Origin of the sequence: Kribbella amoyensis, from assembly GCF_007828865.1 — a bacterium.
Lineage (GTDB): Bacteria > Actinomycetota > Actinomycetes > Propionibacteriales > Kribbellaceae > Kribbella > Kribbella amoyensis.
Genome location: NZ_VIVK01000002.1, coordinates 612408 through 638820, shown reverse-complemented (window position 1 = coordinate 638820; position 26413 = coordinate 612408). Strand labels below are relative to the sequence as shown.

At 70.3% G+C, this 26413-nt stretch carries 27 protein-coding genes; 9 read left to right on the top strand and 18 right to left on the bottom strand.

The features are described from left to right. Positions 1–199: 199 nt before the first annotated feature. From FB561_RS33190 to FB561_RS33175, 4 genes are all read right to left on the bottom strand, one after another. Positions 200–943, bottom strand: a complete 744-nt coding sequence (locus tag FB561_RS33190; protein ID WP_145813981.1) for an amino acid ABC transporter ATP-binding protein — start codon at positions 941–943, stop codon at positions 200–202. Next, the gene (locus tag FB561_RS33185; protein WP_145813980.1) at positions 940–1821 is read right to left on the bottom strand and encodes an amino acid ABC transporter permease; all 882 of its coding nucleotides are present in this window, start codon (positions 1819–1821) and stop codon (positions 940–942) included. The genes FB561_RS33190 and FB561_RS33185 overlap by 4 nt, the downstream gene beginning before the upstream one ends. Before the next feature lie 13 nt (positions 1822–1834). Next, positions 1835–2704 carry an ABC transporter substrate-binding protein gene (locus FB561_RS33180; RefSeq protein ID WP_145813979.1) on the bottom strand — a complete coding sequence of 290 codons (870 nt, stop codon included), beginning with the start codon at positions 2702–2704 and terminating at the stop codon, positions 1835–1837. A gap of 64 nt (positions 2705–2768) precedes the next feature. Next, positions 2769–3584 carry a helix-turn-helix domain-containing protein gene (locus FB561_RS33175; protein WP_238335271.1) on the bottom strand — a complete coding sequence of 272 codons (816 nt, stop codon included), beginning with the start codon at positions 3582–3584 and terminating at the stop codon, positions 2769–2771. Between the two features lie 91 nt (positions 3585–3675). Here FB561_RS33175 and FB561_RS33170 point away from each other — a divergent pair, with 91 nt between their 5' ends. Further along, positions 3676–4464, top strand: a complete 789-nt coding sequence (locus FB561_RS33170) for a phytanoyl-CoA dioxygenase family protein (RefSeq protein ID WP_145813977.1) — start codon at positions 3676–3678, stop codon at positions 4462–4464. Positions 4465–4476: 12 nt separating this feature from the next. Here the strand turns inward: FB561_RS33170 and FB561_RS33165 are convergent, their stop codons facing one another. The 8 genes from FB561_RS33165 to FB561_RS33130 form a co-directional block, all read right to left on the bottom strand. Beyond that, positions 4477–4770 carry a DUF1330 domain-containing protein gene (locus FB561_RS33165; protein WP_145813976.1) on the bottom strand — a complete coding sequence of 98 codons (294 nt, stop codon included), beginning with the start codon at positions 4768–4770 and terminating at the stop codon, positions 4477–4479. A gap of 33 nt (positions 4771–4803) precedes the next feature. Beyond that, positions 4804–6192 (bottom strand): MFS transporter, encoded by a 1389-nt coding sequence (locus tag FB561_RS33160; protein WP_202880981.1) that lies wholly within the window; start codon positions 6190–6192, stop codon positions 4804–4806. A gap of 40 nt (positions 6193–6232) precedes the next feature. Next, the gene (locus FB561_RS33155) at positions 6233–6595 is read right to left on the bottom strand and encodes a MarR family winged helix-turn-helix transcriptional regulator (protein WP_145813975.1); all 363 of its coding nucleotides are present in this window, start codon (positions 6593–6595) and stop codon (positions 6233–6235) included. Positions 6596–6775: 180 nt separating this feature from the next. After that, positions 6776–8554 carry a 3-hydroxyacyl-CoA dehydrogenase family protein gene (locus tag FB561_RS33150; RefSeq protein ID WP_145813974.1) on the bottom strand — a complete coding sequence of 593 codons (1779 nt, stop codon included), beginning with the start codon at positions 8552–8554 and terminating at the stop codon, positions 6776–6778. Positions 8555–8684: 130 nt separating this feature from the next. Beyond that, positions 8685–9170, bottom strand: a complete 486-nt coding sequence (locus tag FB561_RS33145; protein WP_202880980.1) for an NUDIX domain-containing protein — start codon at positions 9168–9170, stop codon at positions 8685–8687. Next, complete coding sequence (locus tag FB561_RS33140; RefSeq protein WP_145813973.1) at positions 9134–10045, bottom strand: class I SAM-dependent methyltransferase; 912 nt, start codon at positions 10043–10045, stop codon at positions 9134–9136. Before FB561_RS33140 ends, FB561_RS33145 begins: the two co-directional genes overlap by 37 nt. Positions 10046–10204: 159 nt before the next feature. Beyond that, the gene (locus FB561_RS33135) at positions 10205–10660 is read right to left on the bottom strand and encodes a hypothetical protein (RefSeq protein ID WP_145813972.1); all 456 of its coding nucleotides are present in this window, start codon (positions 10658–10660) and stop codon (positions 10205–10207) included. A 640-nt stretch (positions 10661–11300) separates the two neighbouring features. Continuing rightward, the gene (locus tag FB561_RS33130) at positions 11301–11624 is read right to left on the bottom strand and encodes a TfoX/Sxy family protein (protein WP_145813971.1); all 324 of its coding nucleotides are present in this window, start codon (positions 11622–11624) and stop codon (positions 11301–11303) included. Between the two features lie 109 nt (positions 11625–11733). Between FB561_RS33130 and nucS the strand changes: the two genes are divergently transcribed. The 3 genes from nucS to glmS all read left to right on the top strand — a co-directional run bounded on the left by nucS (position 11734) and on the right by glmS (position 15409). Beyond that, positions 11734–12393 carry an endonuclease NucS gene (nucS, locus tag FB561_RS33125; protein ID WP_145813970.1) on the top strand — a complete coding sequence of 220 codons (660 nt, stop codon included), beginning with the start codon at positions 11734–11736 and terminating at the stop codon, positions 12391–12393. An 892-nt stretch (positions 12394–13285) separates the two neighbouring features. Beyond that, a complete protein-coding gene (locus FB561_RS33120) occupies positions 13286–13561 on the top strand; it encodes an HU family DNA-binding protein (protein WP_145813969.1) in 276 nt (91 codons plus the stop codon). 27 nt (positions 13562–13588) lie between these two features. Further along, on the top strand, positions 13589–15409 hold the full coding sequence (gene glmS / locus FB561_RS33115) for a glutamine--fructose-6-phosphate transaminase (isomerizing) (protein WP_145813968.1): 1821 nt from the start codon (positions 13589–13591) through the stop codon (positions 15407–15409). Here glmS and glsA read toward each other — a convergent pair whose 3' ends face one another. After that, the gene (glsA, locus tag FB561_RS33110) at positions 15410–16756 is read right to left on the bottom strand and encodes a glutaminase A (RefSeq protein ID WP_145813967.1); all 1347 of its coding nucleotides are present in this window, start codon (positions 16754–16756) and stop codon (positions 15410–15412) included. 202 nt (positions 16757–16958) lie between these two features. Between glsA and FB561_RS33105 the strand changes: the two genes are divergently transcribed. Together FB561_RS33105 and FB561_RS33100 are read left to right on the top strand one after the other, a co-directional pair. Next, a complete protein-coding gene (locus FB561_RS33105) occupies positions 16959–18044 on the top strand; it encodes an esterase-like activity of phytase family protein (RefSeq protein ID WP_145813966.1) in 1086 nt (361 codons plus the stop codon). An 82-nt stretch (positions 18045–18126) separates the two neighbouring features. Next, positions 18127–19053 (top strand): FAD-dependent oxidoreductase, encoded by a 927-nt coding sequence (locus tag FB561_RS33100; protein WP_145813965.1) that lies wholly within the window; start codon positions 18127–18129, stop codon positions 19051–19053. Here the strand turns inward: FB561_RS33100 and pdxR are convergent. Further along, positions 19050–20438, bottom strand: coding sequence for a MocR-like pyridoxine biosynthesis transcription factor PdxR (pdxR, locus tag FB561_RS33095; protein ID WP_145813964.1), 1389 nt, complete (start codon positions 20436–20438; stop codon positions 19050–19052). The two genes, FB561_RS33100 and pdxR, sit on opposite strands and share 4 nt — an antisense overlap. 46 nt (positions 20439–20484) lie before the next feature. Between pdxR and FB561_RS33090 the strand changes: the two genes are divergently transcribed. The 3 genes from FB561_RS33090 to FB561_RS33080 all read left to right on the top strand — a co-directional run bounded on the left by FB561_RS33090 (position 20485) and on the right by FB561_RS33080 (position 22744). Then, positions 20485–20943, top strand: a complete 459-nt coding sequence (locus FB561_RS33090) for a carboxymuconolactone decarboxylase family protein (RefSeq protein ID WP_145813963.1) — start codon at positions 20485–20487, stop codon at positions 20941–20943. A 39-nt stretch (positions 20944–20982) separates the two neighbouring features. Continuing rightward, the gene (locus tag FB561_RS33085) at positions 20983–21687 is read left to right on the top strand and encodes an isocitrate lyase/PEP mutase family protein (protein ID WP_145813962.1); all 705 of its coding nucleotides are present in this window, start codon (positions 20983–20985) and stop codon (positions 21685–21687) included. 97 nt (positions 21688–21784) lie between these two features. Then, on the top strand, positions 21785–22744 hold the full coding sequence (locus FB561_RS33080) for an RNA polymerase sigma factor (RefSeq protein ID WP_238335270.1): 960 nt from the start codon (positions 21785–21787) through the stop codon (positions 22742–22744). Here FB561_RS33080 and FB561_RS38865 read toward each other — a convergent pair. From FB561_RS38865 to FB561_RS33060, 4 genes are read right to left on the bottom strand one after another with little or no spacing between them, the layout of a single operon-like run. Continuing rightward, complete coding sequence (locus FB561_RS38865; protein ID WP_238335269.1) at positions 22741–22902, bottom strand: hypothetical protein; 162 nt, start codon at positions 22900–22902, stop codon at positions 22741–22743. The two genes, FB561_RS33080 and FB561_RS38865, sit on opposite strands and share 4 nt — an antisense overlap. A gap of 40 nt (positions 22903–22942) precedes the next feature. Continuing rightward, positions 22943–24865, bottom strand: coding sequence for a hypothetical protein (locus tag FB561_RS33070; protein ID WP_145813960.1), 1923 nt, complete (start codon positions 24863–24865; stop codon positions 22943–22945). Positions 24866–24903: 38 nt separating this feature from the next. Then, a complete protein-coding gene (locus tag FB561_RS33065; protein WP_145813959.1) occupies positions 24904–25890 on the bottom strand; it encodes an NAD-dependent epimerase/dehydratase family protein in 987 nt (328 codons plus the stop codon). Continuing rightward, the gene (locus FB561_RS33060; RefSeq protein ID WP_145813958.1) at positions 25887–26405 is read right to left on the bottom strand and encodes a cupin domain-containing protein; all 519 of its coding nucleotides are present in this window, start codon (positions 26403–26405) and stop codon (positions 25887–25889) included. The genes FB561_RS33065 and FB561_RS33060 overlap by 4 nt, the downstream gene beginning before the upstream one ends. Positions 26406–26413: the final 8 nt, after the last annotated feature.

The following is a 26413-nucleotide window of genomic DNA, read 5'->3' as shown; positions in this document are numbered from 1 at the left end:
GCGGGCTCGGCCGGGCGTGGGCCGGGCGCGGGTGTGGGCGGGCGCGGGGCGTGGACCGCCGGCAGCGGCTCGGCGGGGTGGTTGCGGGGTGGTGGTTCAGGGCGGGTTGGGCGCGACGGGGTGTGGGTGATGGGTGTGGGTGACGGCGCTTGGTCGCGTCTCCAGCTCGGGGTGGTCGGCGGTCTCCTGGGGGCTGGGGTCAGAGGCGGCCGGATTGGAGGATGCGGGTGAGGAACTCTCGGGTGCGGGGTTCGGTCGGGTTGGTGAGGACCTGGTCGGGTGGGCCTACTTCGAGTGGGCGGCCTTGGTGCAGGAAGCAGACCTTGTCGGCGACCTCGCGGGCGAAGCTCATCTCGTGGGTGCAGATCAGCATCGTGATGCCGTCGGACTTCAGCTCGCGGAGCAGGTCGAGGACCTCGCCGACCAGTTCGGGGTCCAGGGCCGAGGTGACCTCGTCGAGCAGCATCAGCTTCGGCGAGTTGACCAGTGCCCGGGCGATCGCGGCGCGCTGCTGCTGACCACCGGACAGTTCGTCGGGTTTCGCGGCCGCCTTGTCCGCCAGTCCGACCCGGTCCAGCATCTCCAGGGCCCGCGCCCGCGCGACGTCCCGGCGTACGCCGTGCACGCGGATCGGGGCCAGGGTGACGTTGTCGAGCACGGTGAGGTGCGGGAACAGGTTGTACGACTGGAAGACGACGCCGATTCCCGAGCGGATGCGGTCCACGTTCGCCCGCGGGTCGGTGATGTCGGTGCCGTCCAGCTCGATCACGCCGTCGTCCACGGTCTCCAGCAGATTTACGCAGCGAAGCAACGTGGACTTGCCCGACCCGGACGCGCCGATCAGGACGATGCACTCCCCTTGCTCGACGTCCAGGTCGAATCCGTCCAGCACGACCGTCGAGCCGAACGCCTTACGAACTCCGCTGATCGACAGCAGGCTCACACCGGACCACCTCCCCCGCCGTACCAGCCTTGTCGCCGCGCCACGTAGTCGGTGAGTCGGGTGAGCGGGATCGTCAGCGCGACGAACAGGATCCCGGCCACGACGTACGGGGTGAAGTTGAAGTCCTCGGCGGTCTCCAGTTGCGCGGCCCGGATCGCGTCGATCACGCCCAGCACCGCGATCAGGCCGGAGTCCTTCTGCAGCGAGACGAAGTCGTTCAGCAGCGGCGGCATCACCCGGCGGACCGCCTGCGGCAGGACGACGAACCGGAGCGTCTGCCGATGCGTCAGGCCGAGCGATCTCGCCGCCGCACGCTGGGACGGGTGTACCGATTCGATCCCGGCACGGAACACCTCGGCGACGTACGAGGAGTACGTGAGGACGAGCGCCGCGCCACCCCAGATGACGGCCTGGTTCGGCAGACCGCGTAACTGCAGTGCGGGGACGCCGAAGCCGAGCAGGAAGATCACCAGCAACAACGGCAGTTCGCGGAACACGTCGGTGTAGGCGGCGGCGAACATCCGCAGCGGGAAGAACACCGGCCCGCGCAGCGTCCGCAGGATCGCCAGCGTCAGTCCGAAGATCACGATGAGTATTGCGCAGACGATCATCACGCGGATGTTCAACCAGAGGCCCTGGGCAACGACCGGCAACGCCTCCCAGCCCCGGTCGACGTCGAAGAACGTCTCCCGGACCCGCGGCCAGCCAGGCGTCGACCCGATCCCGACGACCACGAGCACCAGAACGACGACCGTACTGACGCCCGCGATCAGCCCCGACCGGACCGTCTGCCGGCGCCGATAGGCCAAGCGTTCCTGCTGCAGCCGTGACGGCCGCCATCCGTCGGCCGTCACCGCCGGCTCATCGGGGTTCCTCATCACGCTCCCGCGCCTAGCGCGTCAGTTCCCGGCCGGAGGCGGTTTCCGTCGTCAGATGCTCCTGCCGCAGCTTCGCCAACGTCCCGTCGTTCTTCAGCGCGTCGACGGCCTGCGAGACGCACGGTGTCAGGGCCGAACCCTTCTCCAGTACGAACCCGAACTGCTCGGTCTCGCCGCCACCCGGGAGCTGCCCGACGATCTGGCCGTCGTCCAGTTGTGCGTTGACCATGTAGAACCCGGTCGGCAGGTCGACCACGATCCCGTCGAGCTGCTTGTTCTTCAGCGCCTGCACGGCCAGGTCGTTGGTGTCGAAGACGCCCGGGGTCTGCTTCGGCTTCACCACGTCCCGCAGCACGGTGTAGCTGGTGGTCCCGACCTGGGCACCGAGCTTGGCGTCGGCGAGATCCCCGATCGAGCGGGCCTGCGCGATCTTGCTGCCGGCCGTGGTGATCACGGCCTGGTCGACGTCGTAGTACCCGGTGGAGAAGTCGACCGCCTTGCGCCGCTCCTCCGAGATCGAGATCTGGTTCACGTCGACGTCGAACTTCTTCGGCCCCGGGGCGAACGCGGCGTTGAACTGCACCGTCTGCCACTTCACCTGGTCCTTGCCGAACCCGAGCTTCGCCGCGACCGCGTACGTCACGGCCGACTCGAACCCCTTGCCGTTCGTCGGGTCGTCGCCGGAGAACCACGGCTCGTACGCCGGCTTGTCGGTCCCGGCCGTGAACGTACCGGGCGTCTTCAGCGCGAGCTTGTCCTTGCTACAGGCATCGGCCGAGGACGGGGTGGGCGCGGCGCCGGACGACTCGTCCTCCGGGGCGCAGGCGGTGATACCGACGACGAGCGCAGCGGCCAGCACGGCCACGGCAGTACGAGGATTCATGGCAGCAGCGTAGAGGCTGACTGTGTCGTCCACGGTCGCCGTCTCGTCAGCAGATCCGGTCGTGTCAGCGGTTCCGGTACCCCGTGGGGCTGGTGCCGGTCTGGCGGCGGAACCTGGTGGAGAAGTACAACGGGTCCGGGTACCCGACCTCGGCCGCGACCGACGCGATCGGCCGGGTGGTGAGTTCGAGCAACCGGCAGGCGGCGTCCAGGCGGCGGCGCTCGACGAACCGTTGCGGGGTCACGCCCAGCTGCTCGCGGAACAGATGGGCGAACCGGGACGCGGACAGGTTCACCGCGCGGGCGAGTCGCGGGACGTCCAGGGTCGCCTTGAGATCATGGTCGATCAGCTCGATCGCCCGGAGCAACCGGTCGTCGATCCGCAGGGCCTTCGGGTTCTGGGTGTCGCACCAGAGCAACGCGGCCTCGAGGCTGTTCAGGCTGAGCTGCTCGCCTTGTGGGAGGACGCTGCGCTTGTGCCTCACCGCCTCGGCCAGGCTGTGCGCGATCCGCTCGGCCGCCTGGCTGGTGGGGCGCAACTGGAGTATGCCGGGGGCAACCTCCGGCCAGTCGAGCAAGGGCAGCCAGTCGGGGCGCGGATGGAAGTGCGCGTAGCGGAAGTGCCACCGCTTCAGCTCCGGCTCGACCCCGTAGTCGTGCAAGGTGCCCGACCGGATCAGCGTGACCATGCCCGGATCGGCGAAGACGTCGCGGGGCTGGCTCGTTCTCGTTTGGGCCTTCGTCGGTCGGGTGGGCGTGATACCGAAGCGGCCGCGGCCGTGGAGGGTGTGGAACAGCAGCCAGTCGGTCGTACCGCGCCGGCGGTAGGTGTCGTAGCCCGGTCCCTCGTCGAGTTCCCCGGTGTCGAGCCGCCGCACCACCGGGGTGAACGAATCGGGTCTAGCAGGATCTCGAAGGTTCACAGCTCGATAGGCTATCCCCCGGCGCGGTGTCCGCGCGGATCCTGGAGACATGACGAGCACACTCGCCGACATCTACCGCCGGGACGGCATCGTCCAGGTACCCGGCCTGATCGAGCCCGCCGAGATCGAGCGCATCCGGTCGGTCTTCATGGACCAGGTCGCCGTCGACCACTCCCTGGCGATCGACGACGGCGTCCCCGCGGGCGATCCGCTGGCCCGCTTCCCCCGGTTCGTGCACCCGCACCGCACACCCGACCTGGCCGCCGGGCAACTCGCCCTGGAGCTCATGCTCGACAGCCGGATCCTCAATGTGGTCACGCAGCTGATCGGTCCCGCTCTCGGCGCCCAGTCGATGTTCTACTTCAAGCCCCCGGGCGCCCGCGGCCAGGCGATGCACCAGGACAACACGTTCCTCCGCGCCGACCCGGAGACCTGTCTCGCCGCCTGGATCGCGGTCGACGACGTGGACGCCGAGAACGGCGGCCTCGCCGTGGTCCCTGGCTCGCACCGCACCGAACTGGTCTGCCCCGAACCGGCTGACCTGACCGAGTCCTTCACCGACGCCGAGGTCCCCATCCCGGACGGCCTGACCAGGATCCAGACCAGGATGAAGGCCGGCGACGTCCTCTTCTTCCACGGCAGCGTCGTCCACGGCAGCCGCCCGAACACCAGCGAGAACCGCTTCCGCCGCTCCCTCATCTTCCACTACATCCCCGAAGCCAGCACCGAGATCGCAGCCTTCTACAACCCCCTCGTACGCCCCGACCGCGAAACCCTCACCATCCCCGAAGCAGTAGGCGGCGGCCCCTGCGGCGACTACGCCACCGCCGAACCGTAAACCGAGCCTCGGTCACTCGATGCCTTCGACGATGCGGAAGTCGCGCTCGACGCCGTCGGAGAGTGCGGCCAGCGCCTCCTGGTAGGCCGCACTCTCGTGCGCCGCGACGGCCTGCTCGAAGCTGTCGAACTCGACCAGGACCGTGCGCTCGGCAATTCCGGCGTCATACGCCACGACCCGGCCGCCGCGGACGATGGTCCGTCCGCCCGCAGTCCGGACGGCCGGACCGGCCAGCTTGTTGTAAGCAGCCAGCTTCTCGGGATCTGAAATGGTGCGGTACACGCTGACCCAGTAGCCCTTGGGCATGGAACCTCCAGTGGTGGGATGACTGCAGCTGACTTACGGGGTGGTCTCGGACGAGCGGCGGCGAGCGAGAGCGAGGCTGGTCAGCGTCGTGATCGCCATGGCGCCGATGCCGACCAGCGCCGCGGTGGTGTAGGCGCTGTCCTCGGGGAAGAGGTGACCGGGGACGGTGCCCGCGGCGAGAATCAAGCCGCCGATGGCGCTGCCCAGGGAGTACCCGACACTGCGGACGACGTAGTTGAAGCTCATGGCGCTCGACGTCTCGCTCTGCGGAGTGACGGCCAGGATGACGCCGGGCATCGCTGCCGAGAAGCCGCCGACGCCGAAGCCGAGCACTCCCATCGCCACGAACAGTTCGGCCAGGTCCGACCGGGCCGCCGCGAACAGGGCGAACCCGCCGCCGACCACGACGGCGCTGCCGGCCAGGAGCAGGGGGTCGGCGAACCGCGTCCGGACCCGCGGGGTGAGCTTGCCGGCGACGAACCCCAGCACCGAGAACGGGATCAGGACCAGCCCGGCGACGAAGGTGGTCAGCCCGTAGCCGTAGCCGGCGCCGGGCGGCGTCTGCGCGTACCGGGTGATGAGCGTGAGCAGGAGGTACATGCCGATCCCGCCGACGAACATGGCGAGGTTCGCCCCGGCGACCGCCGGGTGCCGGACCGCCCGCACATCGACCAGGGGTGTCGTGCTGCGCAGCTCGATGACGGCCCAGACCCAGAGCAGCACCACCGCGACGACGGCGAGGCCCGCCGCCAGGGCGAGGTGCCGGCTCCACAGAGCCCGTTCGCCGGCGAGGAACAGCACCAGGACCAGCGCAGCGGCCAGGACGACCGCACCTGCCACGTCCACACGGGCGGAGCGGCCCTCGGGGGCTTCGGGCATGGACCGCCACGCGGTCAGGAGGGCGGCGGCGGTGACGACCAGGCCGAGGCCGTATGCGGCCCGTACCCCGCCGAGCTCGGCGAGCAGTGCGGCCAGCGGATAGCCGACGCCGGCCCCGATGATCGAGACCACCGAGATCAGGGCGATCACGGCCGCGCTGCGCTCCTCACGGAGGTGGTCCCGGGCGACGCCCATCATCAGCGCCGTCAGCCCGAGCCCGGCACCCTGGGCCGCCCGGCCGGCCAACAGCCACGCGAACGGCAGCGGCAGCACGGTGAGCGCGCTACCGACGACGACGATCGCCAGCGTGGCGAGGATGGTGGCCCGCCGGTGCGGGCCGGCGCCGAGCCGGCCCAGGACCGGCGTGGCGACGGCGCCGCTGAGCAGCGCGATGGTCAGCGTCCACTGGGCGCTACCGAGCGAGACGTCGAACGAGGTCGCCACGCTGGTGATGAGCGGCGTCCCGAGGCTGGCGACCGCTGCCACGACCAGAGCGATGAAGATCAGGGCGGGGACCAGCAGCCGCGCCTCGGAACGCTCCACCGGGACCGCCTTCACCACGACCCCACCGACCGGCTGCCCGTCACCGCTTCGGCCCTTCGCGGTCCTGGCTTTCGAGCTCTGCCAGATGCTTCAGCGCCGGAAGGGCCGCGACCAGCGCCTCGACCTCGTCGCCGGTGAGCTCGTCGATCAACCGCTCGAACGCGTGGACGCCCGCCTCGCGCCGCTTCCGGACGTAGGAGGCGCCGGCCTCGGTCAGGCACACCAGCGTGACCCGCTTGTCGGACGCGTCGCCCCACCGCTCGACCAGGCCGGACTGCTCCATCACCCGGACCAGGGCGGTCATCGCGGGCTGGGTGACGCCCTCGACCGCGGCCAGATCGGTGATGCGCTGCGGGCCGGTCCGGTCCAGGGTGGCCAGGGTGGCGGCAGACGTCAGGCTCATGTCCCGGGGCAAGCGTCTCGTGGCCCTGGTAGCCAGGCCGTAGAGGGCAGCCCCGATCGCGGCTGTGTCTTGACGGCTCACGTACGAAGCATAGCACTTTTATATACAGGCTTTATGTACATGGTCGAGCAATATCAGACCCACCGATCAGCAGACGGATCCTGCTGTGGCTGCTTGCGGTCAGTTGGTGTAGTCGCGGAAGCCTCGGCTGGTTTTCCGGCCGAGGTAGCCGGCTGTGACGAGGTGTTCGAGGAGGGGGGCCGGGGCGAAGCCTGGTTCGCGGAATTCGAGGTAGAGGGTCCGCTGGATCGCCAGGGAGACGTCCAGGCCCACTACGTCGAGGAGCTCGAACGGGCCCATCGGGAGGCGGCAGCCGAGTTTCATCGCGGCGTCGATGTCGTCGACACCCGCGTAGTGGGCTTCGAGCATGCGGACGGCGTCGTTGAGGTACGGGAAGAGCAGGGCGTTGACGATGAAGCCGGCGCGGTCTCCGCAGCGGACCGGGTGCTTGCCAGCGGCAACGGCCAGGGCGGCGACGGTGTCGGCGACCTCGGGGGCCGTGCTGACCGTGCTGACCACCTCGACCAGCTTCATCACCGGGGCCGGGTTGAAGAAGTGCAGGCCGACCACGTCGGACGGGCGCTTGGTCGCCATCGCCAGGTCAATCACCGGGAGGCTCGACGTGGTCGTGGCCAGGATCGCGCCGGGCTTGCAGATCTCGTCGAAGGTCTCGAACAGCGCCTGCTTGACGCTCAGCTCCTCGACCACGGCCTCGATCACCAGGTCGGCGCCGGCCAGGTCGTCCAGCTTCGCGGTACCGATGATCCGCGTCAGGGCGTCGTCGCGCTCCTCGGACGACAGCTTGCCACGCTGGACGCCCTTCTCCAGGGAGCGTTCGAGGGCGGCGCGAACGCGGTCGACCTTCTCGGTGCCGCGGGCCACGTAGAGCACGTCGTACCCGGCCTTGGCGCAGACCTCGATGATGCCGACCGCCATCGTGCCGGAGCCGACCACGCCGACCTGCCGGATCGGGCGGACCGCCTGGTCGTCGATGCCGGACCTCGGGGTCAGGTCGTCGTCGACCACGACCGGGGAATCGGGCGCCTCGTAGGTGTAGAAACCGCGGCCGGTCTTGCGGCCGAGCAGGCCCGCGGTGACCATCTGCTTGAGGATCGGGGCCGGGGCGTGCAGCCGGTTGCGGCCCTGCTTGTACATCGTGTCGAGGATCTCGTACGCCGTGTCGAGGCCGATCAGGTCGAGCAGTGCCAGCGGACCCATCGGGTACCCACAGCCGAGGCGCATCGCGGCGTCGACGTCCTCGCGGGTGGCGTAGTGCGACTCCACCATCGAGACGGCGTGGTTCAGGTACCCGAAGAGCAGCGCGTTCGCGATGAAGCCGGCCCGGTCCGCGGCGACGACCGGGACCTTGTCGAGTCGCCGGGCAAGGGCCTGCACGTCGTCCACCACATCCGGCTCGGTGACGACGGTCCGGATCACCTCGACGAACTCCTGCACCGGGGCCGGGTTGAAGAAGTGCAGGCCGACCACGCGGCGCGGACGCTCGGTGGCGACGGAGATCTCGGTCACCGACAGGGACGAGGTGTTGGTGGCCAGGATCGCATCCGGGCGGACGATCTTGTCCAGCGCGGAGAAGATCTCCCGCTTCAGCTCGAGCCGCTCGATCACCGCCTCGACGACCAGGTCGCACTCGGCCAGCGCCTCCAGCTCGGTGGCGAACGTGACCCGGTCGAACAGCGCCTGCTGGTCCTCGACCGACAGCTTGCCCCGCTTCACCGCGCGATCGGTGGAGTGCTGGATGTGCCCGCGGCCGCGCTCGACCGCCTGCTCGTCCCGCTCCACGCCGACAACGGTCAGCCCGTTGCGCGCGAACACCTCGGCGATCCCGGCACCCATCGTGCCGAGGCCGACCACTCCCACTGTCTTCAGATCGCGACCCATGCCTGGAAGTGTGCCAGTCCCCGCAGTGGTCTGCCCATGAACTGGATCACCACCCACCAGGAACTCTTCGTGCACCGAAGCGCCCCCACCAGGACCCCACCATGACCTTTCCAGGACCCCGACGAACGACTTACCGCTCCTCGAAAGCCACCGGCCCCCGCAGCCACCCGGCCAGCAACCGATCCGCGTCCGCCGCCTCCTGCAGAGCCGCCGCCACCGGCTTGGGCCGAAGATTCCGCGCGACCAGCTCGCGATGCGGCAGCCACACCGGCCGATAACTTCCCCGCTCGGACTCCGCCAGGCTCGCCATCTCGGCTCCGCTCCCGGTCCCGAACTCCCCGCCGAGTACCGAGGCCAGGAAGTACTGCTGCTGCCGCAACCCGAAATGCACGACCGCGACCAGCCCGTGGATCCGGACGATCAGCCCGAGTTCCTCGTACGTCTCCCGCGCGGCCGCCTCGGCCGGAGTCTCACCGTCCTCCACCTGGCCACCCGGCAGCACGTGGTACGTCTGCCCGTCCCGCACCCGCTCGATCGCCGCGATCCCCGCCTCGGACCGCAGCACCACGCCCGCCCGCATCACGTGGACGAGCGCCGTGCGAGTACGTGGAACCACCAGCCGGCCCGAGTCTCCCCACGATTCACGCGCACCACGTCCCACCCGGTGGACGCGAGCAACTCCCGCAACGGCCCCTCCTGCCACAACGTGAAATGTCGCGGCAGATCCAGGAACCGCGTGGACCACTCCGCACCCTCCCCCTCGCGCGTCGTGAAGGCCAAGTACGGCGCCGCCTTCACCGCTTTCCGCAGTACGTCGGCCAGCTGGTCCGCCGTGAAGTGGAGGAACACGGCGTCCGCGAACACCAGGTCGTACGGACCACCGAGCTCGTCGGTCAGCACGTTCACCTGGTCCGCCGCGACGCCGTCCGCCCGCAGCATCTCCACGAACGACGCCGCCGCATCCGTACGCCGTACCCGGTGGCCCCGGCGTTCCAGCTCGGCCGCGTCCCGGCCCGTACCGCTGCCGATCTCCAGCACGTCCGCACCCGACGGGAACGCCTCGTCCACCAAGGAGATGAGGTTCTCGTTCGGTTCCCGCGGGATCGACGACCGGAACAACTCGGCGGCCTGTTCGTACGTCGACACCGTGACCTCGTTGGCCAGGACCACGGGACCGGGGACCAGCGCCCACCCGTCACCCGTGTGCTCCACGATCGAGGGCACGGGCGGCCCCGACTCGACCCCGGAGGTCAGCACGACGACGGTCTCACCCCGATGGAGATCCGCGATGTCCCGGAGGTCGAAGGCCCGGCGTACCGGCTCGGCGAGGACGACGAGGCGTACGCCCAACCGCTCCGCCAACTGCGCGGCCCCGTCCAGTACAGGCGGCCCCGTGTAGACCTGCGCGATCCGCTCGTCGGCGAGGCTGTCCACCCACACCGTCGAACCAGCGGGCAGCAGCACCAGCCGAGCCGGACACATCAGGTTCATCCGCGCACGTACCCCAACGCCCGCACTCGCGTACTCACCGTCTGCATCACCCGGCCAGCCTCACCCGATCCGCACCCACTCCGCAAGCACTGCCCCTGTCACGCCCCTGCTGCGAGCACGGCCTGGCGAACAGATCGACAACAGACCTGCTCCCGACACTCAGAGGAAACGAGCGATCACCTTCCGTATCGCTCGTAACCGCAGAGGAGCTTGGATGCAATCACTTCGACCCGCCATGGCCTTGTCCCGCACGACAAGGACGCGCGCCCGCCGAGTCGCCGGATCGATCGCTGTGACCTCGGCCGCATTGATGCTCGGCGCATCGGTCACCCCGGCCGCCGCCGCCCCGGCGCCCGCAGCGGTCACCGCAACACCGGCCGCGGCCGGTGCACAACAGATCTGCGCCACCACCATCCGCGATGACGGGCGTGCTGTCGCCGCCGCCTGCGAGCCAGGTGCGGGCGGCACGCAGTTCAGAGTCGTGGTGACGATCTGCGGAACCTCTTCCTGCCAGCAGGCGAGGGGCCCCTGGTGGCCGCGGGATTCCGTCTGGCGCGTCTGGTCGAACTCGGGCACCGCCGTCAGCGTCGACACCATCGAATTCAGGTAGTCCACGACTCAAGGATTCCGCACGGTCGTGACGACCTGCGGCGCCGGCTCGTGCCGGTTGGTCCGTGGACCGGTCTGGCCGATGGACGGCTCCTGACACGAGTGGCGGCCCGGCGGCTCCATCGCCAGCGTCGAGCTCGTGTACTGACGGGCCCTCTAACTGCGCGCGATCGCCTTGGGAGTCGATCGGCGCGAACGACGATCAAAGGAGTCCCGGGATGCAAGTTGGTCGACGGATCAGCGTCGAGTCAGTCAGAGCCAGTGCACGCCCTCGCCGAGTCGCCGGCGCGATCACAGCGGCGTCGGCAGCACTTCTGCTGTGCGCCGCTATAACACCGGCTGCTGCGGTCCCGGCGCCGGAAGTACCGGCAGTCGTTCCTGCCGAGTCGGCCCCGCAGCAGGCTTGCGGGGCCGACATCATCCGCGACGGACGGGCGATCGTCGCTGCCTGCCCACCGGGCCCGAGCGGCAACTGGTTCAGGGTGGTCGCGACCCTGTGCGGACCCACCTCCTGCCAGCAAGCGCGTAGCCCCTGGTGGGTGCGGAACTCGATCGCCCAGATCTGGGAGACCTCAGGCCGCGTCGCGAGCATCGACCGGTACGAGTTCGGGTCTCCGTACTGACGTACCGGCGGACAGCAGGGCCGTTACTCGCGGACGTACTCCAGCGCCAGCTCCGCGAACTCGGGCCAGCTGTCCGCCTGGGCCAGCGGAACCAGGACCCACTCGCGCATCGCGCGGCCCATCCCCGGGTCGAACGGTTGCGCGCCGGGCAGGTCCAGGGCGCGTTCGCGGGGCTCGGGTGGCAGCTTGAAGACCATCGCGTCGCCGAACAACCCGGCGACCATCTTGCGGCCGATCTTCAGACACGGGTTGCCGAACATGGACCCGGTCACCACGCCGGCCGATTCCAGCCCGGCGGCGACCTCGGCGTACTCCGCGCGCGCCTGCTCGCTGATCCCCGGATTCATGTCTGGCAGCTTCTCACCAACCTCCGGCACCCGCCACCGTCCCACCCGTACCCCCGCCCCGGCACGGCGACGTCGAACCAGCGGCCGCGTTCGACTACGGTGTCTCCTCGTGCGCTTGGTGATTGCTCGTTGCTCTGTGGACTACTCCGGCCGGCTGACCGCCCATCTGCCGATGGCGCCGCGGTTGCTGATGGTGAAGGCGGACGGGTCCGTGCTGATCCACGCGGACGGTGGTTCGTACAAGCCGCTGAACTGGATGTCGCCCCCGTGCACGCTGACCGAGGAAGAGGGTCAGTGGCGGGTGGTGAACAAGGCTGGTGAGGAGCTGCGGATCACGCTCGAGGAGGTGCTCAGCGACTCGGCGTACGAGCTCGGGATGGACCCCGGGCTGATCAAGGACGGCGTCGAGGCGCACCTGCAGGAGCTGCTCGCCGAGCACGTGACGACGTTCGGCGAGGGCTGGACGCTGGTGCGCCGGGAGTACCCGACCGCCATCGGCCCCGTCGACCTGCTCTGCCGCGACGCCGACGGCCAGCACGTCGCGGTCGAGATCAAACGGCGCGGCGAGATCGACGGCGTCGAGCAGCTCACCCGGTACGTCGAGCTGCTGAACCGCGACCCGCTGCTCGCACCGGTCCGCGGAATCTTCGCCGCCCAGCTGATCAAGCCCCAGGCCAAGGTCCTCGCCACCGACCGCGGCCTCGAGTGCCTCACCGTCGACTACGACGCCCTCCGCGGCATGGAATCAGACGTCCTCCGCCTCTTCTAGACCGCAGGGTGCCGGTAGCCCGGCGCCGACCGAGCGACTTTGTGCACGCACCGGCCGGATCTCCGCCGCGAAGGCGGCTGGCCGACGCTCGAAGTCGGTCGGTGCCGCGGACGAGGCCGTCTTTGTGCACGCACCGGCCGGATCTTTGCCGCGAAGGGGCTGGCCGGTGCTCAAAGTCGGTCGGTGCTGGGGTCGTTGGCGGGTTGTGTGACGGATGGCGTGCTGCAACCCGCCAGCGAGCAAGCAACCCCGGCAGCCGCGAAACAACCCGCCACCCACCAGGTCGCCTCGCCACTTTTGCGCCGCGTCCACACCATCACCTCGCCACCACACCCGCCTCCGCGGGCCCCAGCCCGAACCGTCTTTGTGCACACACCAGCCAGATCTCCACCGCGGACGTGGCTGGCCGGCGCTCAAAGTCCGCCAGCACCGCGACCGGGGCCGTCCTTGTGCACACACCAACCGGACCTCCACCGCGGACGTGGCTGGCCGGCACTCAAAGTCCACCAGCACCGCGACCGCGGCCATCCTTGTGCACACACCAACCGGACCTCCACCGCGGACGTGGCTGGCCGGCGCACAAAGTCCACCAGCACCGCGACCGCGGCCATCCTTGTGCACACACCAGCCAGATCTCCGCCGCGGAGGTGGCCGATCGGGGCTCAAAGTCGGCGGGTGCCGCGGCCGGGCGCAGCCGCGGCCGGGCGCAGCTGCGGCCGGGCTGGGCGGCGCAGCGGCGGGGTGTTGGTGCGGGAGGTGACGGGGTGGGTGGCGGAGAGTAGTGTCCGGCGGCGGTTCTGGTCTAGGTGTCGGGTGACGGAGCAGGTAGATTTGCCCGATTTCGGGCAGATCCTTGGAATCGGCTCTGGATGCACTGCAGAGTTGTCGGGTGATGAGTGAGGCGGCAGACCCCGGTGACGAGCTGGCCGATCAGGTGAGCCGGACCACGGGACTGACGCCGGAGGACGCGCGGCGGGTCGTCGCGGACGTGCTGGCCTACTTCACCGAGACGACCGAGGAGTACGTCCGGCGCCGGCACCGCGAACTGCAGACCTACGGGGTCCGCAACGACGAGATCTTCGCCCGGCTCGGCACCGAGCTGCGGCACCGCCCGGTACGCTCCCCCGCTCTCTCGGCCCGTCAGCTCCGGCGGATCGTCTACGGCTGACCACGAACAGCGTCGAAAGGGAACCACATGTGCGGAATCGTCGGGTACGTCGGCACCAAGCCGGCCGCGCCCATCCTGGTGGACGGCCTGGCCCGGCTGGAGTACCGCGGCTACGACTCCGCGGGCGTCGCCGTGGTCGGCTCCAGCGAGCTGAAGCTGCACAAGGACGCCGGCCGGGTCCGTGAGCTGGAGGCGTCGCTGCCGAAGCGGTTCGGCGGCAAGCTCGGGATCGGGCACACCCGGTGGGCCACCCACGGCGGCCCGAGCAAGGACAACGCGCACCCGCACGCCAGCGGCAACCAGCGGATCGCGGTCGTGCACAACGGCATCTTCGACAACGCGGGCGCGCTCCGGGCCCAGCTGGAGGAGGCCGGCGTCAAGCTGCGCTCCGAGACCGACACCGAGGTCCTCGCGCACCTGATCGAGCAGGCCGACGGCGACACCCTCGAGGACAAGGTGCTGGCCAGCCTGCGCCGGATCGAGGGCACCTACGGCATCGCCGTGATCGACCTGGACTTCCCGGACCGGATCGTGGTCGCCCGCAACGGCAGCCCGCTCATCCTCGGCGTCGGCGACGGCGAGATGCACGTCGCGTCCGACGCGGCCGCGCTGATCCGCTACACCCGCCAGGTCGTGTACCTGGACGACGGCGAGCTCGCCACCGTCCGCGCCGACGGGTACCGCACCTTCACCCAGGACTCGCGCACCACCACCAAGACCGAGAAGACGGTCGAGTGGGACGCCGAGGAGTTCGAGCGCGGCGCGCACGAGCACTTCATGGTCAAGGAGATCCACGAGCAGCCCGAGGCGGTCCAGCGGGTGATCCGCGGGCGCCTCGACGAGCGCTTCCACGCCGTCCACCTGGGCGGCCTGAACATGGACGCCCGCGAGGCCCGGGAGATCAAGCGGGTCAAGATCCTCGGCTGTGGTTCGGCGTACTACGCCGGCCAGCTCGGCGCGCAGTTCATCGAAGAGGTGGCCCGGATCCCCGCCGACGCCGAGCCCGCGTCGGAGTTCCGGTACCGCAACCCGGTGGTCGAGCGGGACACCCTGTACGTCGCGGTCAGCCAGTCCGGCGAGACGCTGGACACCCTGGTCGCCGTGCAGGAGCTGAAGCGCAAGGGCGGCCGGGTGATCGGTCTGGTCAACGCGGTCGGTTCCAGCATCGCCCGTGAGGTGGACGGCGGGGTGTACCTGCACGCCGGTCCGGAGGTCTCGGTGGCGTCGACGAAGGCGCTGACCAACATGGCGGTCGGGTTCGCGATGCTCGGCATCCACCTCGGCCGGATCCGGGACGTCTCCCCCGCCGACGGCCGCCGGCTGATCGAGGGGCTGAAGAAGATCCCGGCGCAGATCCAGGCGATCGTCGACACCGAGCAGGAGCTGGCCGAGATCGCCGGCCGGCTGTCCCGGCACGAGAGCCTGTTCTTCGTCGGCCGGACCCGTGGCTACCCGGTCGCCCGGGAGGGTGCGCAGAAGCTGAAGGAGATCTCCTACCGGCACGCCGAGGCGTACCAGACCTCCGAGCTGAAGCACGGCCCGCTCGCGCTGATCTCGCCGGACGTACCGACGGTCGCGATCGTGCCGGACGACGAGCTGCTCGACCGCAACATCGGCGCCCTGCACGAGATCGCGGCCCGGTCCGGCCCGCTGTACGTCGTCACCCACCCTGGCGTCGAGGTCCCGGACGGCGCGGCCGCGGTGATCGTGGTGCCGAAGAACGAGCCGGAGCTGGACCCGATCCTGCTGACGATCCCGCTCCAGCTGCTCGCGTACCACGCGTCCGTTGCCCTCGGCCACGACGTCGACAAGCCCCGGAACCTGGCGAAGTCGGTCACGGTCGAGTAGTCAGAGCTGCAGTTCGCCGGCCCTCGTCGCGGTCTTCGCGCCGGGGGCCGGCGCCTGGTACCGGCCGGTGCTGCCCGTCCCGGGCCGGCTGACGCCGTCGAAGGCGCGCCGGGCCGCGTCGGACATCTCGACCCCGCGTTCGGCGCCGAGGCTCTTGAACGGATGCAGGCCGAAGTCGTTGACCAGCCGCTGGCAGACCTCGACGCCGCGGACCGAGTTGCCCGCCTCGTCCAGTCGCGGCGAGAACGTCACCACGGCGAGTCGCTGGTCCGGGACCACCATCATCACGTTGCCCGAGACACCGCTCTTCGCCGGCAGCCCGACCGCGTCGGCGAACTTGCCAGAGTCGTTGTACATCCCGCTGTGCCCCATCACCGACAGCACCCGGCCGGCCGTCTCCGCCGAGAACACCCGCTCCCCGGTGTACGGCGAGACGCCGCCGTTCGCCAGCGTGGCCCCGGCCGCGGCGAGCCGGGTCGCGTCCACCTCGAGCGAGCAGACCGCGAAGTAGAACTCGGCCGTCTTCTGCGGGGCGTCCCGGTCCCGCGGGTCCACGTTCAGCATCTCCTTGGCCGCCATCAGGTTGGCCAGTCCGCGGTTGCCGTGCCCGGTGTCGCGCTCGGCGAGGAACGTCCGGTGGTCGAACCCGGGCGCCTCCCCCATCATCCGCGTCCAGGTCTGCTCGACCTTGGCGAACCGCTCGGACACGTCGGCGTCCGGCTCGACCAGCGCGAGCGTCGCCATTGCGCCGGCGTTGATCATCGGGTTCTGCGGTTTGCCGTTCGCGTCCAGCGACAGCCGCGGATCGTTGAACGTGCCGCCGCTCTGCTCCTGCCCGATCCACCGGTGCACCTCGGGCGCACCCTGCTGCTCCAGCGCCATCGCATAGCTGAACGGCTTCGACGTCGACTGCACGCTGAACGCGGTCGTCGCGTCGCCGACCTGGAACACCTGGCCGTCCGCGGTACAGATCGCGATCCCGAACCGTTCCGGATCCGCGTCCCGCAAGGTCGGGATGTACTGCGCGACCTCGCCGGACCGTTCGTCCCGCAGGTCCGCGTAGATCTGCTCGACGCCGCGGGACAGCTCCGCGAACTCGGCCGGCGACACCGCGAGGTCGCCCTGCAACGCCCGGGCGATCACCGGCTCCCGGACCACCGCGGCGAACTGGTCGCGGTCGAGCCACTCGGGTTGCCCTGGTTCGAACGGGGCGCCGGCGTCGAGCGTCCAGGTGACCGCCCGCTGGACCCGCGGATCGTCGGCGCGGAGTCCGGCCTGCCGCAGTTCCTCGAGCAGCTTCCACTTCCAGACCACGTTCGCGCGATCGGTGTCGAGCGACCGGAACATACCCTCAACGTCGAATTCGGCCATACCGCTCAGCCTCTCCGGACCGTGTTACCAGGCCGGTTCTCCCGCGTTACGCCGACATCACGGCCGCGCGGCACCGAGTTGGCAGCTTCCGGACAGTGGACGGGATCCTCGGGTTCAGCTCGCGTTCGGCTGGATAGGTTCAGGTGGCAAGGTGATTGGCGAGACCCGGAGGAACTCGATGCGTTGGCAGATCCCGTTGGCCGCGACTGTTGCCGTGGCTGCCCTTTCCACCTCGACCACGTCGGCGGCGGCCGCCGATCACCCCGGTGGTGGGGCCTGCTCGCCGGACGCCCGGTTGCTCGGGTTCAGCGACAGCCTCGACAAGACGACGTACGACGGGTTGCCGGTGGCCGGGCTGTCGGCGCTCAACGTGACCCGGCCCGGCCACGGGGTCGCGTTGGTGGACAACGTGGGGACCACGCCGGCCCGGGTGTTCGACCTAGAGATCGGGGCCGGGCCGAAGGTCGCGGTGGACGGTGTGACAATCCTCCGGCGGCCCGACGGTACGCCGTACACGGGGACCGACTTCGACGGTGAGGGCCTCGTCGTCGAGCGGGGTGAGCGGTCGATCCTGGCCACGTCGGAGCGGGAGCCGTCGATCCGCCGGTTCCGGTTGTCAGACGGCAAGGAGGTCGCCTCGTTGCCGGTCCCGTCACGCTTCCAGGTCGCGCCGGCCGGGCAAGCGACGAACAACGCCACCTTCGAATCGCTCGCGGTGAGCCGGGACGGGCGGTCGCTGTTCGCCGGGATGGAGGGACCGCTCAGCCCGGACGGTACGGACGCGGACGGGCGTTCCCGCAACCGCATCCTCAAGTACTCGGGCCTGCCGGGACGTGGGTACCAGGTGGCCGCGCAGTACGCGTACAAGACGGACCCGGGTCTGTCGCTGGTGGAGCTGGCTGTCGCCGGCCGGGACCAGCTGGTGTCGCTGGAGCGGACCTACGTCCCCGACGTCGGCAACACGATCCGCGTGTTCACCGTGTCACTGCGGCACGCGGCCGACGTCTCCGCGCGGGAGTCGCTCGTGGATGCCCCGGAGCAGGTGTACCTGGACAAGAAGCTGCTCTTCGACGTGGTCGACTGCCCGCCGTCCGGCGCCGTCGCCAAGCAGCCGCAGCCGAACCCGTTGCTCGACAACATCGAGGCCCTCGCCCTCGGCGGCCGCCTGCCCGGTGGCAAGCACCAGCTCTATCTGCTCTCCGACGACAACGCCGGCGCCAACCAGATCACCCGCTTCTACTCCTTCGCCGTCGACCTGCACTGAACCGGTCCCGCGACGGGGCCGGGGGCAACCACCTGGCCCGGAGCGGTAGCGGGATACGGCCCCGGTCGGTGAGAATCGGGGGATGCGCGTGATCGTGGTGGGTGCGGGCGTGATCGGGCTGAGTTGTGCGGTCCGGTTGGCCGAGGCGGGGTACGAGGTCGGGGTACTGGCGCGGGATCTCCCGTTGGAGACCACGTCGGCGGTCGCGGCCGCGGTCTGGTACCCGTACCTGTCCGCGCCGCAGGACCGGGTGGCCGCCTGGTCCCGGACGACGTACGCCGAGTTGGCCGGGCTGGCGGAGTCCGAGTCGTCCGTGCGGCTGCGGCGCGGCAAGGAGTACCTGGTCGAGACGGCACCCGATCCGTGGTGGGCGGACGCGCTCAGCGACCTCGAACGGATCGGCTCGCCGCCACCCGGGTTCAAGGACGGCTGGTCCTTCACCGCACCGGTGATCGAGATGCCCGAGTACCTGCCGTACCTGGTCGAGCGCCTCAAGGCCGCGGGTGGGACGCTGACCCGGTCCGCGTTGTCCGCGTTGCCGAACACGGCCGACATCGTGGTCAACTGCGCGGGTCTGGGTGCTCGGTTGACCGCCGGGGATCCGACCGTCACGCCGGTCCGCGGCCAGGTGCTGACGGTGGAGCAGTTCGGGCTGTCCGAGTGGGTGATCGCGGACCGCAGTCCCGAGGAGCTCACGTACCTCGTCCCGCGGTCCCACGACGTCGTCATCGGCGGTACCAGCCAGCCGGACAGCTGGGACCTCGCGGTGCACGCCGAGCAGGCGAAGGCGATCCTCGACCGGGCCGCCGAACTGGTCCCCGCGGTCCGCCGGGCCAAGGTGATCCGTCATCGTGTCGGACTCCGCCCGGCCCGTCCCGCCGTCCGCTGCGAGAGCGTCCGCTCCGGGGACCGCGTGATCGTGCACTGCTACGGCCACGGCGGCTCCGGCGTCACCCTCTCCTGGGGCTGCGCCGACGAGGTCCTCGGCCTGGTCAAGAACGTGTCCTAGACCCCGAGGATCTGGCAGAGCAGGTCCAGGGCGCCGGAGTACGCGTGGTCCGGCGGGGTGCCGTAGCCGACGACGAGGGCTTGGCGTTCGTCGTCGGTGGTGGCGAAGTGGTACCGCGCGAGCGTCGCCAGGGCGAGGCCTTGCCGGGCGGCTCGGGTGACCAGTTCGTCGGCGTCGCCCGGGACGTCGAGCAGGACGTGCAGGCCGGCCGAGATCCCGGCGACGCGGACACCGGGAGCGCGTTCGGCGAGGAGTTCGACCAGGCGGTCGCGGCGCCGCCGGTAGTGCAGGCGGCTGCGCCGGACGTGCCGGTCGTAGTGGCCTGAGGCAATGAACTCGGCGAGCACCAGCTGGTCCAGCGTCGCGGTCTGCAGATCGGTGGTCCGCTTCGCCGCGAGAACCGGCTCGATCAACCGTTGCGGCAGCACCATCCAGGCGAGCCGCAGCCCCGGCGCGAGCGTCTTGCTCGCCGTCCCCACGTACACGACGCGCTCGGGATCCAAGGCCTGCAACGCACCCACGGTCTGCCGGTCGTACCGGAACTCGCCGTCGTAGTCGTCCTCGATCAGTACCGCGCCCGTGGCCCGCGCCCACTCCACGGCAGCGGTTCGCCGGATCGGTGCGAGTGGGACTCCGATCGGCATCTGGTGCGCCGGGGTGAGCAAGGCGGCGTCACCCGACAACCGATCCGCACAGGCCCCGAGCTCGTCGATCGGTACCGGGACCGGCTCCAGCCCGCGCGACCTGATCACGTCCCAGTGCAGGTTGTACCCGTACTCCTCCACCGAGATCGTCGAGGCTCCCCTTCCCCGCAACGCCTCCCCCAGCAAGGCCAGCGCCTGCACGTAGCCCGAGCAGATCAGGACGCGCTCCGGATCCGCCCGGACCCCGCGCGCCCGGGCCAGGTAGTCGGCCAGCATCCGGCGCAGCTCGATCCGGCCGCGGGGATCGCCGTACCCGAACGCCTCGTTGGGCGCGACCACGAGCGCCTTCCGGGCGGCCGCGAGCCACTCGGTCCGCGGGAAGGTGGCCACGTCGGGCGAACCGGGCGCCAGGTCGTACCGCAGCTTCTTTGCTTGGGGCAACGGAATCACGGCGGCCGGCGCGGGTGGTTGCCGGGTGGCGACGACGGTCCCGGAGCCCTGGCGCGCGGTCAGCCAGCCTTCGGCCACGAGCTGGCCGTACGCGTCGGCGACCGTGTTCCGGGCGATCCCGAGGTCCTTGGCCAGCGAGCGCGACGACGGCAGCCTGGTCCCGGCGGCGAGCCGGCCGCCGCGGATCGACTCGTGCAGCGCCCGGACCAGCTCCGCGCGCCCTCGCCCGGCGGACAGGTCGAGGTGCAGATCGGCACCGCTCGCCGGCCAATTGGCCCGTGGATCCTCCATAGAAGTGGACCATACACCTGGGCCGATTCACTTTTACGCTGATCGAATGAACACCACGAAGCGCAGGATCAAGATCGCCACCCTCGCCCCGGACTTCTACCGGGCCATGATCGAACTGGACGCCCAGTCCGCGACCGGGCTGGACCCGCTGCTGGTGAACCTGGTCCGGATCCGCGCGTCCCAGCTGAACGGCTGCGCCTACTGCCTGGACATGCACACCCTGGACGCCCGGCACGAGGGCGACACCGAGCAGCGGCTCGCCCTGCTGCCGACCTGGCGGGAGGCGCGGAAGTTCTACTCCGAGCAGGAGCAGGCCGCGCTCGAACTGACCGAGTCGATCACCCTGATCAGCCGGACCCACGTCCCCGACGACGTGTACGAGCTGGCCTCGAACGCCTTCGAGGACAAGGACCTGGCCCAGCTGATCGGCCTGATCGTCACCATCAACGCCTGGACCCGGATCGGCGTCACCACCCGGCTCGAACCCGGCCACTACCAGCCCTGACCACAAGCCCTGACCACGACGGCTCAGCAGAGGAGACGGATGAGCAAGGCAGAGCAGTTCCGCGCGTTGCACCACGCGCCCACGCCCCTGGTGCTGCCGAACGCCTGGGACCCGGTGAGCGCGCGGATCGTCGCCGACGCCGGGTACCCCGCGATCGCCACCAGCAGCGGGGCGGTCGCGCGGGTGATCGGGTACGACGACGGCCGGACCCCGCCGGCCGAGATGTTCGCCGCTGTCGCCCGGATCGCCCGGGCGGTCGACGTCCCCGTGACGGCAGACCTCGAAGCGGGGTACGGACTCGACCCGAAGGAGTTCGTCGAGCGGCTGCTGGACAGCGGGGCGGTCGGTTGCAACCTGGAGGACTCGGTCGGCGGCCGGCTGGTCGAGCCCGCCCGCCAGGCCGAGTACCTGGTCGAGGTCCGCGCCGCGGCCGGGGCCGACCTGGTCGTGAACGCCCGGATCGACACCTTCCTGGCGGGCGGGGACGTGGCCGACGCGATCGAGCGCGGACGGCAGTACCGCCGAGCCGGTGCCGACTGCGTGTACCCGATCTTCGCGCCGGTCGAGGTCCTCGCGGAGCTGAAGCAACAGATCGGCGGCCCGCTCAACGCACACGCCGATCCCGCCGGCCCGACCACGCCGGAACTGGTCGAGCAGGGTGCGACGCGGATCTCGTTCGGGACCAGCGTGCACAACCACCTGATGGGCGTTCTCCGCGAGTTGCTGCCGAAACTCGGCGCCTGATCACCACCCGCCGATGTCGATTTCGTCACCGCGAGATCGACGTTGTCAACAGTGAGGGATCTTCCTTCGCTGTCGATGCGGAGGGATGGGTGAGCTGATGCCGGGACCTGGGGACGGATTCGCCGACGACGAGCGGCTGCGGCTGGCCTTCCTCTGCTGCCATCCGGTGCTGCCGTTCGACGCCAAGGTCGCGTTGACCTTGCGGATGGTGTGCGGCCTGTCCACCGCCGAGGTCGCGCGCACCCTGCTCGTCCCGGAACCGGCCATGGACGCGCGGATCAAGCACGCTCGGACCAGGCTCCGGCTCGCCGGGATCTTGTCCGAGCACCCGCCGGCCGGCCGCGTGCAAACCGTCCTCGACGTCGTGTACCTGATCTTCAGCACGGGACACACCGCGCCGTCCGGGACCGACCTCGTCCGGTGCGACCTGGTGGAGAGCGCGGTCGACCTCGGGCGGCGGCTGCATCGGTTCCTGCCGACCGACGCCGAGGTGACCGCGCTGCTCGCGTTGATGCTGCTCATCGACTCGCGGCGAGCGGCCCGCGTGTCCCCCGACGGAAAGCTGGTGCTCCTGCAGGCCCAGGACCGGACCCTGTGGGACTACCGCCTGATCAGGGAAGGGAAGGCGTTGCTGACCGACGCGCTCAGCCGCCGGTCGCCGACCCGGTACGCCGTCGAGGCCGCGATCGCCGCCGTGCACGCCGAGGCCCGGACCTGGACGGACACCGACTGGACCGAGATCATCGCGCTGTACGACGTGCTGCTCCGGATGTTTCCGAGTCATGTGGTCGAGCTCAACCGGGCCATCGCCATCGGCCTGCGGGACGGACCGGCGGCCGGGCTCCGCGCGCTGGAGCCGTTGACGATCGAGCCGGGCCTGGCCACCTACGGGTACCTGAGCGCGGCCCGCGCCGACTTCCTCCGCCAGCTCGGCCGATGGGAGGAAGCTGCGGACGCGTACGAGGAGGCGCTCGCACTCACCGCCAACGAGGTCGAGCGCGCCTTCCTCACCAGCCGGCTCGACGAGGTCCAGGATCGCCTGGACGACGTCAGTTAGCTGCCCAACATGGTCAGCGTCTGCTGGCGGCAGGTCTTCCAGGCTTCGTGGCCGGGGTCGATCAGCTCGAAGTGCCCGACAGCGACCACCTTGCTCGTGCCGATCCGAGGCTGCTCGGCCAGGGCATCGATCGCGGCCGCCACGTCCTCGAAGGTCATCGGCCAGCCACCACCGTTCCCGACCCGGCAGCTCACGGAATCACGTCAGGCCGAAGCGCAACGCGTAGACGAGGGCCCAGTCCTGGTCGTTGGCGAGCGGGTCGGCGACGTGGGCCGGGCGGTTGTTGACCGCGCTCGGGTAGACGAAGGCGCAGGTGGCGGAGCCGTCGGGTTTGAAGTTGACCAGGTTCGCCCGGAGGATCGCGTCGCCCGCCTCGCGGAGCCGGCCGGCATCTTCCGGCGAGACCAGGTCCTCAGGCCAGGACAGGTACACGGCCGCGCTCAGGACGGACCAGTAGTGCGGGAAGACGTCGCCCCACATCCGCAGCAGGCCGAACCAGTACCCGTCCCAGTGCCGGATCGGGATGTGCCGCAGCCGGACGTCGGGCTGGTCCGCGGCGAACGCGGTGAGCCACGGCAGCCGCTGGGCCAGGTCGTCCGGGGTCACCGCGGACGGGTCGAGGTGGTGGGCGGCGAGGAGGAGTTCGAGCAACGGGGCGACCATCGACTGCTCGTAGTTCACCTCGTGCGGGGGGAGGTCGTCGCCGTACGCCAGGAACGATCGCGCGTGCCGGACCAGGTGCTCGCGCATCCGGGCCCGTACCTCGTCGTCACCGCGGTCCGCGAGCTCGGCCAGCAACGGGCCGAGGTCGAACGCGAGGAAGTGGTCGCCACCGAGTTCGTAGTACCGGTCGATGATCCGTACCGCGCCGGCCACGTCGCCCTGGCCGAGCAGGAACCGTACGAACCACGGGAAGTTGTACAGCCGGGTCCGGCTCTCGTGCAGGCTGTCGTCGGCGACCGTGCCGTCGGCGGCGACCAGGTGGTCCCGGACGAACTCCTGGTACCCGGCGAGCGCCTCGTCCAGCTCGGCCCGGTCGCCCCAGCCGCGATCCCTGGTTGCCTGCAGCAACAACGCGGTACCGATCCGCTCCCGCGCGTCGGACCAGTCCCGCCAGCCGCCGGACAACACGGTCAGCCCGGTGTCGTTGTCGTACGGCACGAACGCGAACCGCCGGCTGTCCACGAGCTCGGCCGGGCGCTGGTGATCCAGGACGAACCGGACCCGGCCTTCGACGAGTTCGCGCAACGGCTTGTGGAAGAGCACGCCGATCCGCGACCGCCGCCGGCCGTCACTCGCCTCGGCGTACTGGACCCCGTGCGCCGACGAGGTGAGCTCGGCCGGACCGTCCACGGTCTCGATCGGGAGGGTCTCCCCCACCTCGGCCGTCAACCGGGGCGCGTCGAGCAACGGCTGCCAGCTCGCCCGGAAGTCGGCGAGCGTGTCGAACCACTCCAGCTGCCAGGTCCAGCGGTACGACTCGCCAGGCCCGAGCACGATCTGCGGCTGACCGCCCATCGCGTGCGGGGCGCGGGCGTGGTCGGTGGGATGCAGATAGAGGTGGCCGCGGAGGTTGCTCCCGGAGCTGCCCTCGCGCGACTCCACCGAGTACGCCCACAGCTCGCCCTCGGTCAGCCGCAGCCCGAGTCCCGGTCCGCTGCCGTCCATCGGGACCGCCCAGGTCCACGCATCCGCGCCACCGGTCCACAGGTGCGCGTGGACGGCGCCGTTGAGGCTCTCCTTGCTGGACCGATAGACGTCGCGCCACGGCGTACTGATCGCGATCGAACCCACCTCGACGGGCGACTCACTCGCGTTCCGCAGCTCGTACGTCTCGGTCCACCGCTCCCCGAACCGCCGCCCGACCCGTAGCTCCAGGTCGCCGAGTTGGTACAGCAGATCGATCCCACTCTGCCGCCACCGCGTGAAAGCCGGCGCGTCGAACCGGTGGCTGCCCCGGGACGTGATCACGAACCCCTTGCCCCAGTAGTGCGTGGGGTCGTGGATCACCCCGTCCTCGAGCAACATCGAGTGCCCCCGGGACGGATGCAGGACCGCGGCCACGGCGCCGTCCTCCGACAACTCGACCTTCCCGGCCCCGAAAGCGAAAGATTCGTGCATTCCGTCAACCTATCGAGGCCGGGGACCGCGTCGCCGGGTCAGCTCGTGTACACCCCGGTCGGGACGGCGTGGTACCCCTTCACGCCGATCAGCTTGGCCAGGTCGCTGCGCGGGTCGCCGGTCTCCGCGGTCCGCTGGACGGCCGTGGTGAAGTCGTACCGCGGGGTCCAGCCGAGGTCGTCGCGGGCTCGCTGGTTCACGTACACGCGATCGAGGCTCGGGAACATCCGCCAGCCCCACTCCTGGTACTGCTTCATCGCCTCCGGGAAGAGCCGCTCGACAACGGCCGGCGCGTCGGCGGCCAGGTCGGCCAGGTCGTCCCGGGTGAACGGGGTCGTCGCGCTGACGATGTACCGGCCGAAGCCGAGGGCACCGGCTCGCTCGGCGGCCAGCAGGTGCGCCGAGACCACGTCTTCCACGTCGACCCGGCGATAGAGGTACTCGTTGACCTTCAGGTTCGTGTCCGCGTACGCGGTCCGGACCTCGTCCCGGTCGTCGGCCTCGGGGAAGAACCGCGAGGTCCGCAGGACGACGACGGGCAGGCCCTGGTCCCGGGCGGCCAGCTCGCACAGGTCCTCGGCCGCGGTCTTGGTCGCGCCGTAGATATTGCGGACCACGGGGCGGACGTCCTCGGTGATCCAGGTCGCGGGCTCGCCCGGCCCTGGGGTCAGCGCACGGCCGAACGCGCTCGTACTGCTGGTGAACACGAACCCGCCGACCCCGGCCGTAGCGGCCGCTTCGAGCAGGGTCAGGGTGCCGGTGACGTTCACGTCGACGAAGTCCTGCCGCGGGTGCGACGCCACGTGCGGCTTGTGCAACGTGGCCGTGTGCAGGACGAAGTCGGCCCCGTCCATCGCCGCCTCGACCGCGTCCTTGTCGGTGATCGACGCGGTCACCGTGGTGTGCGGCCCGGCCTGGACGTCGAGCCCGACGACGCGGTGCCCCTGGTCGCGGAGTACCCGGGCGATGGCCTCGCCCAGGTGCCCCGAGGTCCCGGTGACGAGGTAGGTCCGGACGTCGCTCACTTCTTCTTCTCCTTCGGGGAATTCAGGGGGATGGCCGCGAGCGCCCGCCAGAGCAGGCGCTGCACCGGGTCGGGGATGCCGTGCAGGTGGAAGGACAGATCGTGCTCGACGTTGATCCGGGCCAGCCGGCGCAACGGCGGGAACCGGCCCGCGTCGGCAAGGACGCGGAACTGTTCCTCGAGCTGGCTCGCCGGGGTCTCCTCGGTCCGGATCCGGGTCGGTTCGTCGGTCGGGTTCGAGAAGCCGTGCACCGTCCACGGCGGCACGATGATCGACTGGCCCGCGGTCAGGTCCAGCCGCTCCGAGCCCAGCCGGACCCGCAGCGTGCCCTCGAGGACGTGGAACGTCTCCGTCTCGGTCCGGTGGCGATGCGGAGGTGGACCGGACAGCCGAGGCGGCAGGACGGCCTCGACGGCAAACTCGGCGCCACCGGTCTCCGCGCCCCGGCGCAGGATCGTCAACTGCTCGCCGGTCGGCATCCGTAGCGACCGGTCCGGCTCGGCATGGAACGTCATCGTCGGCT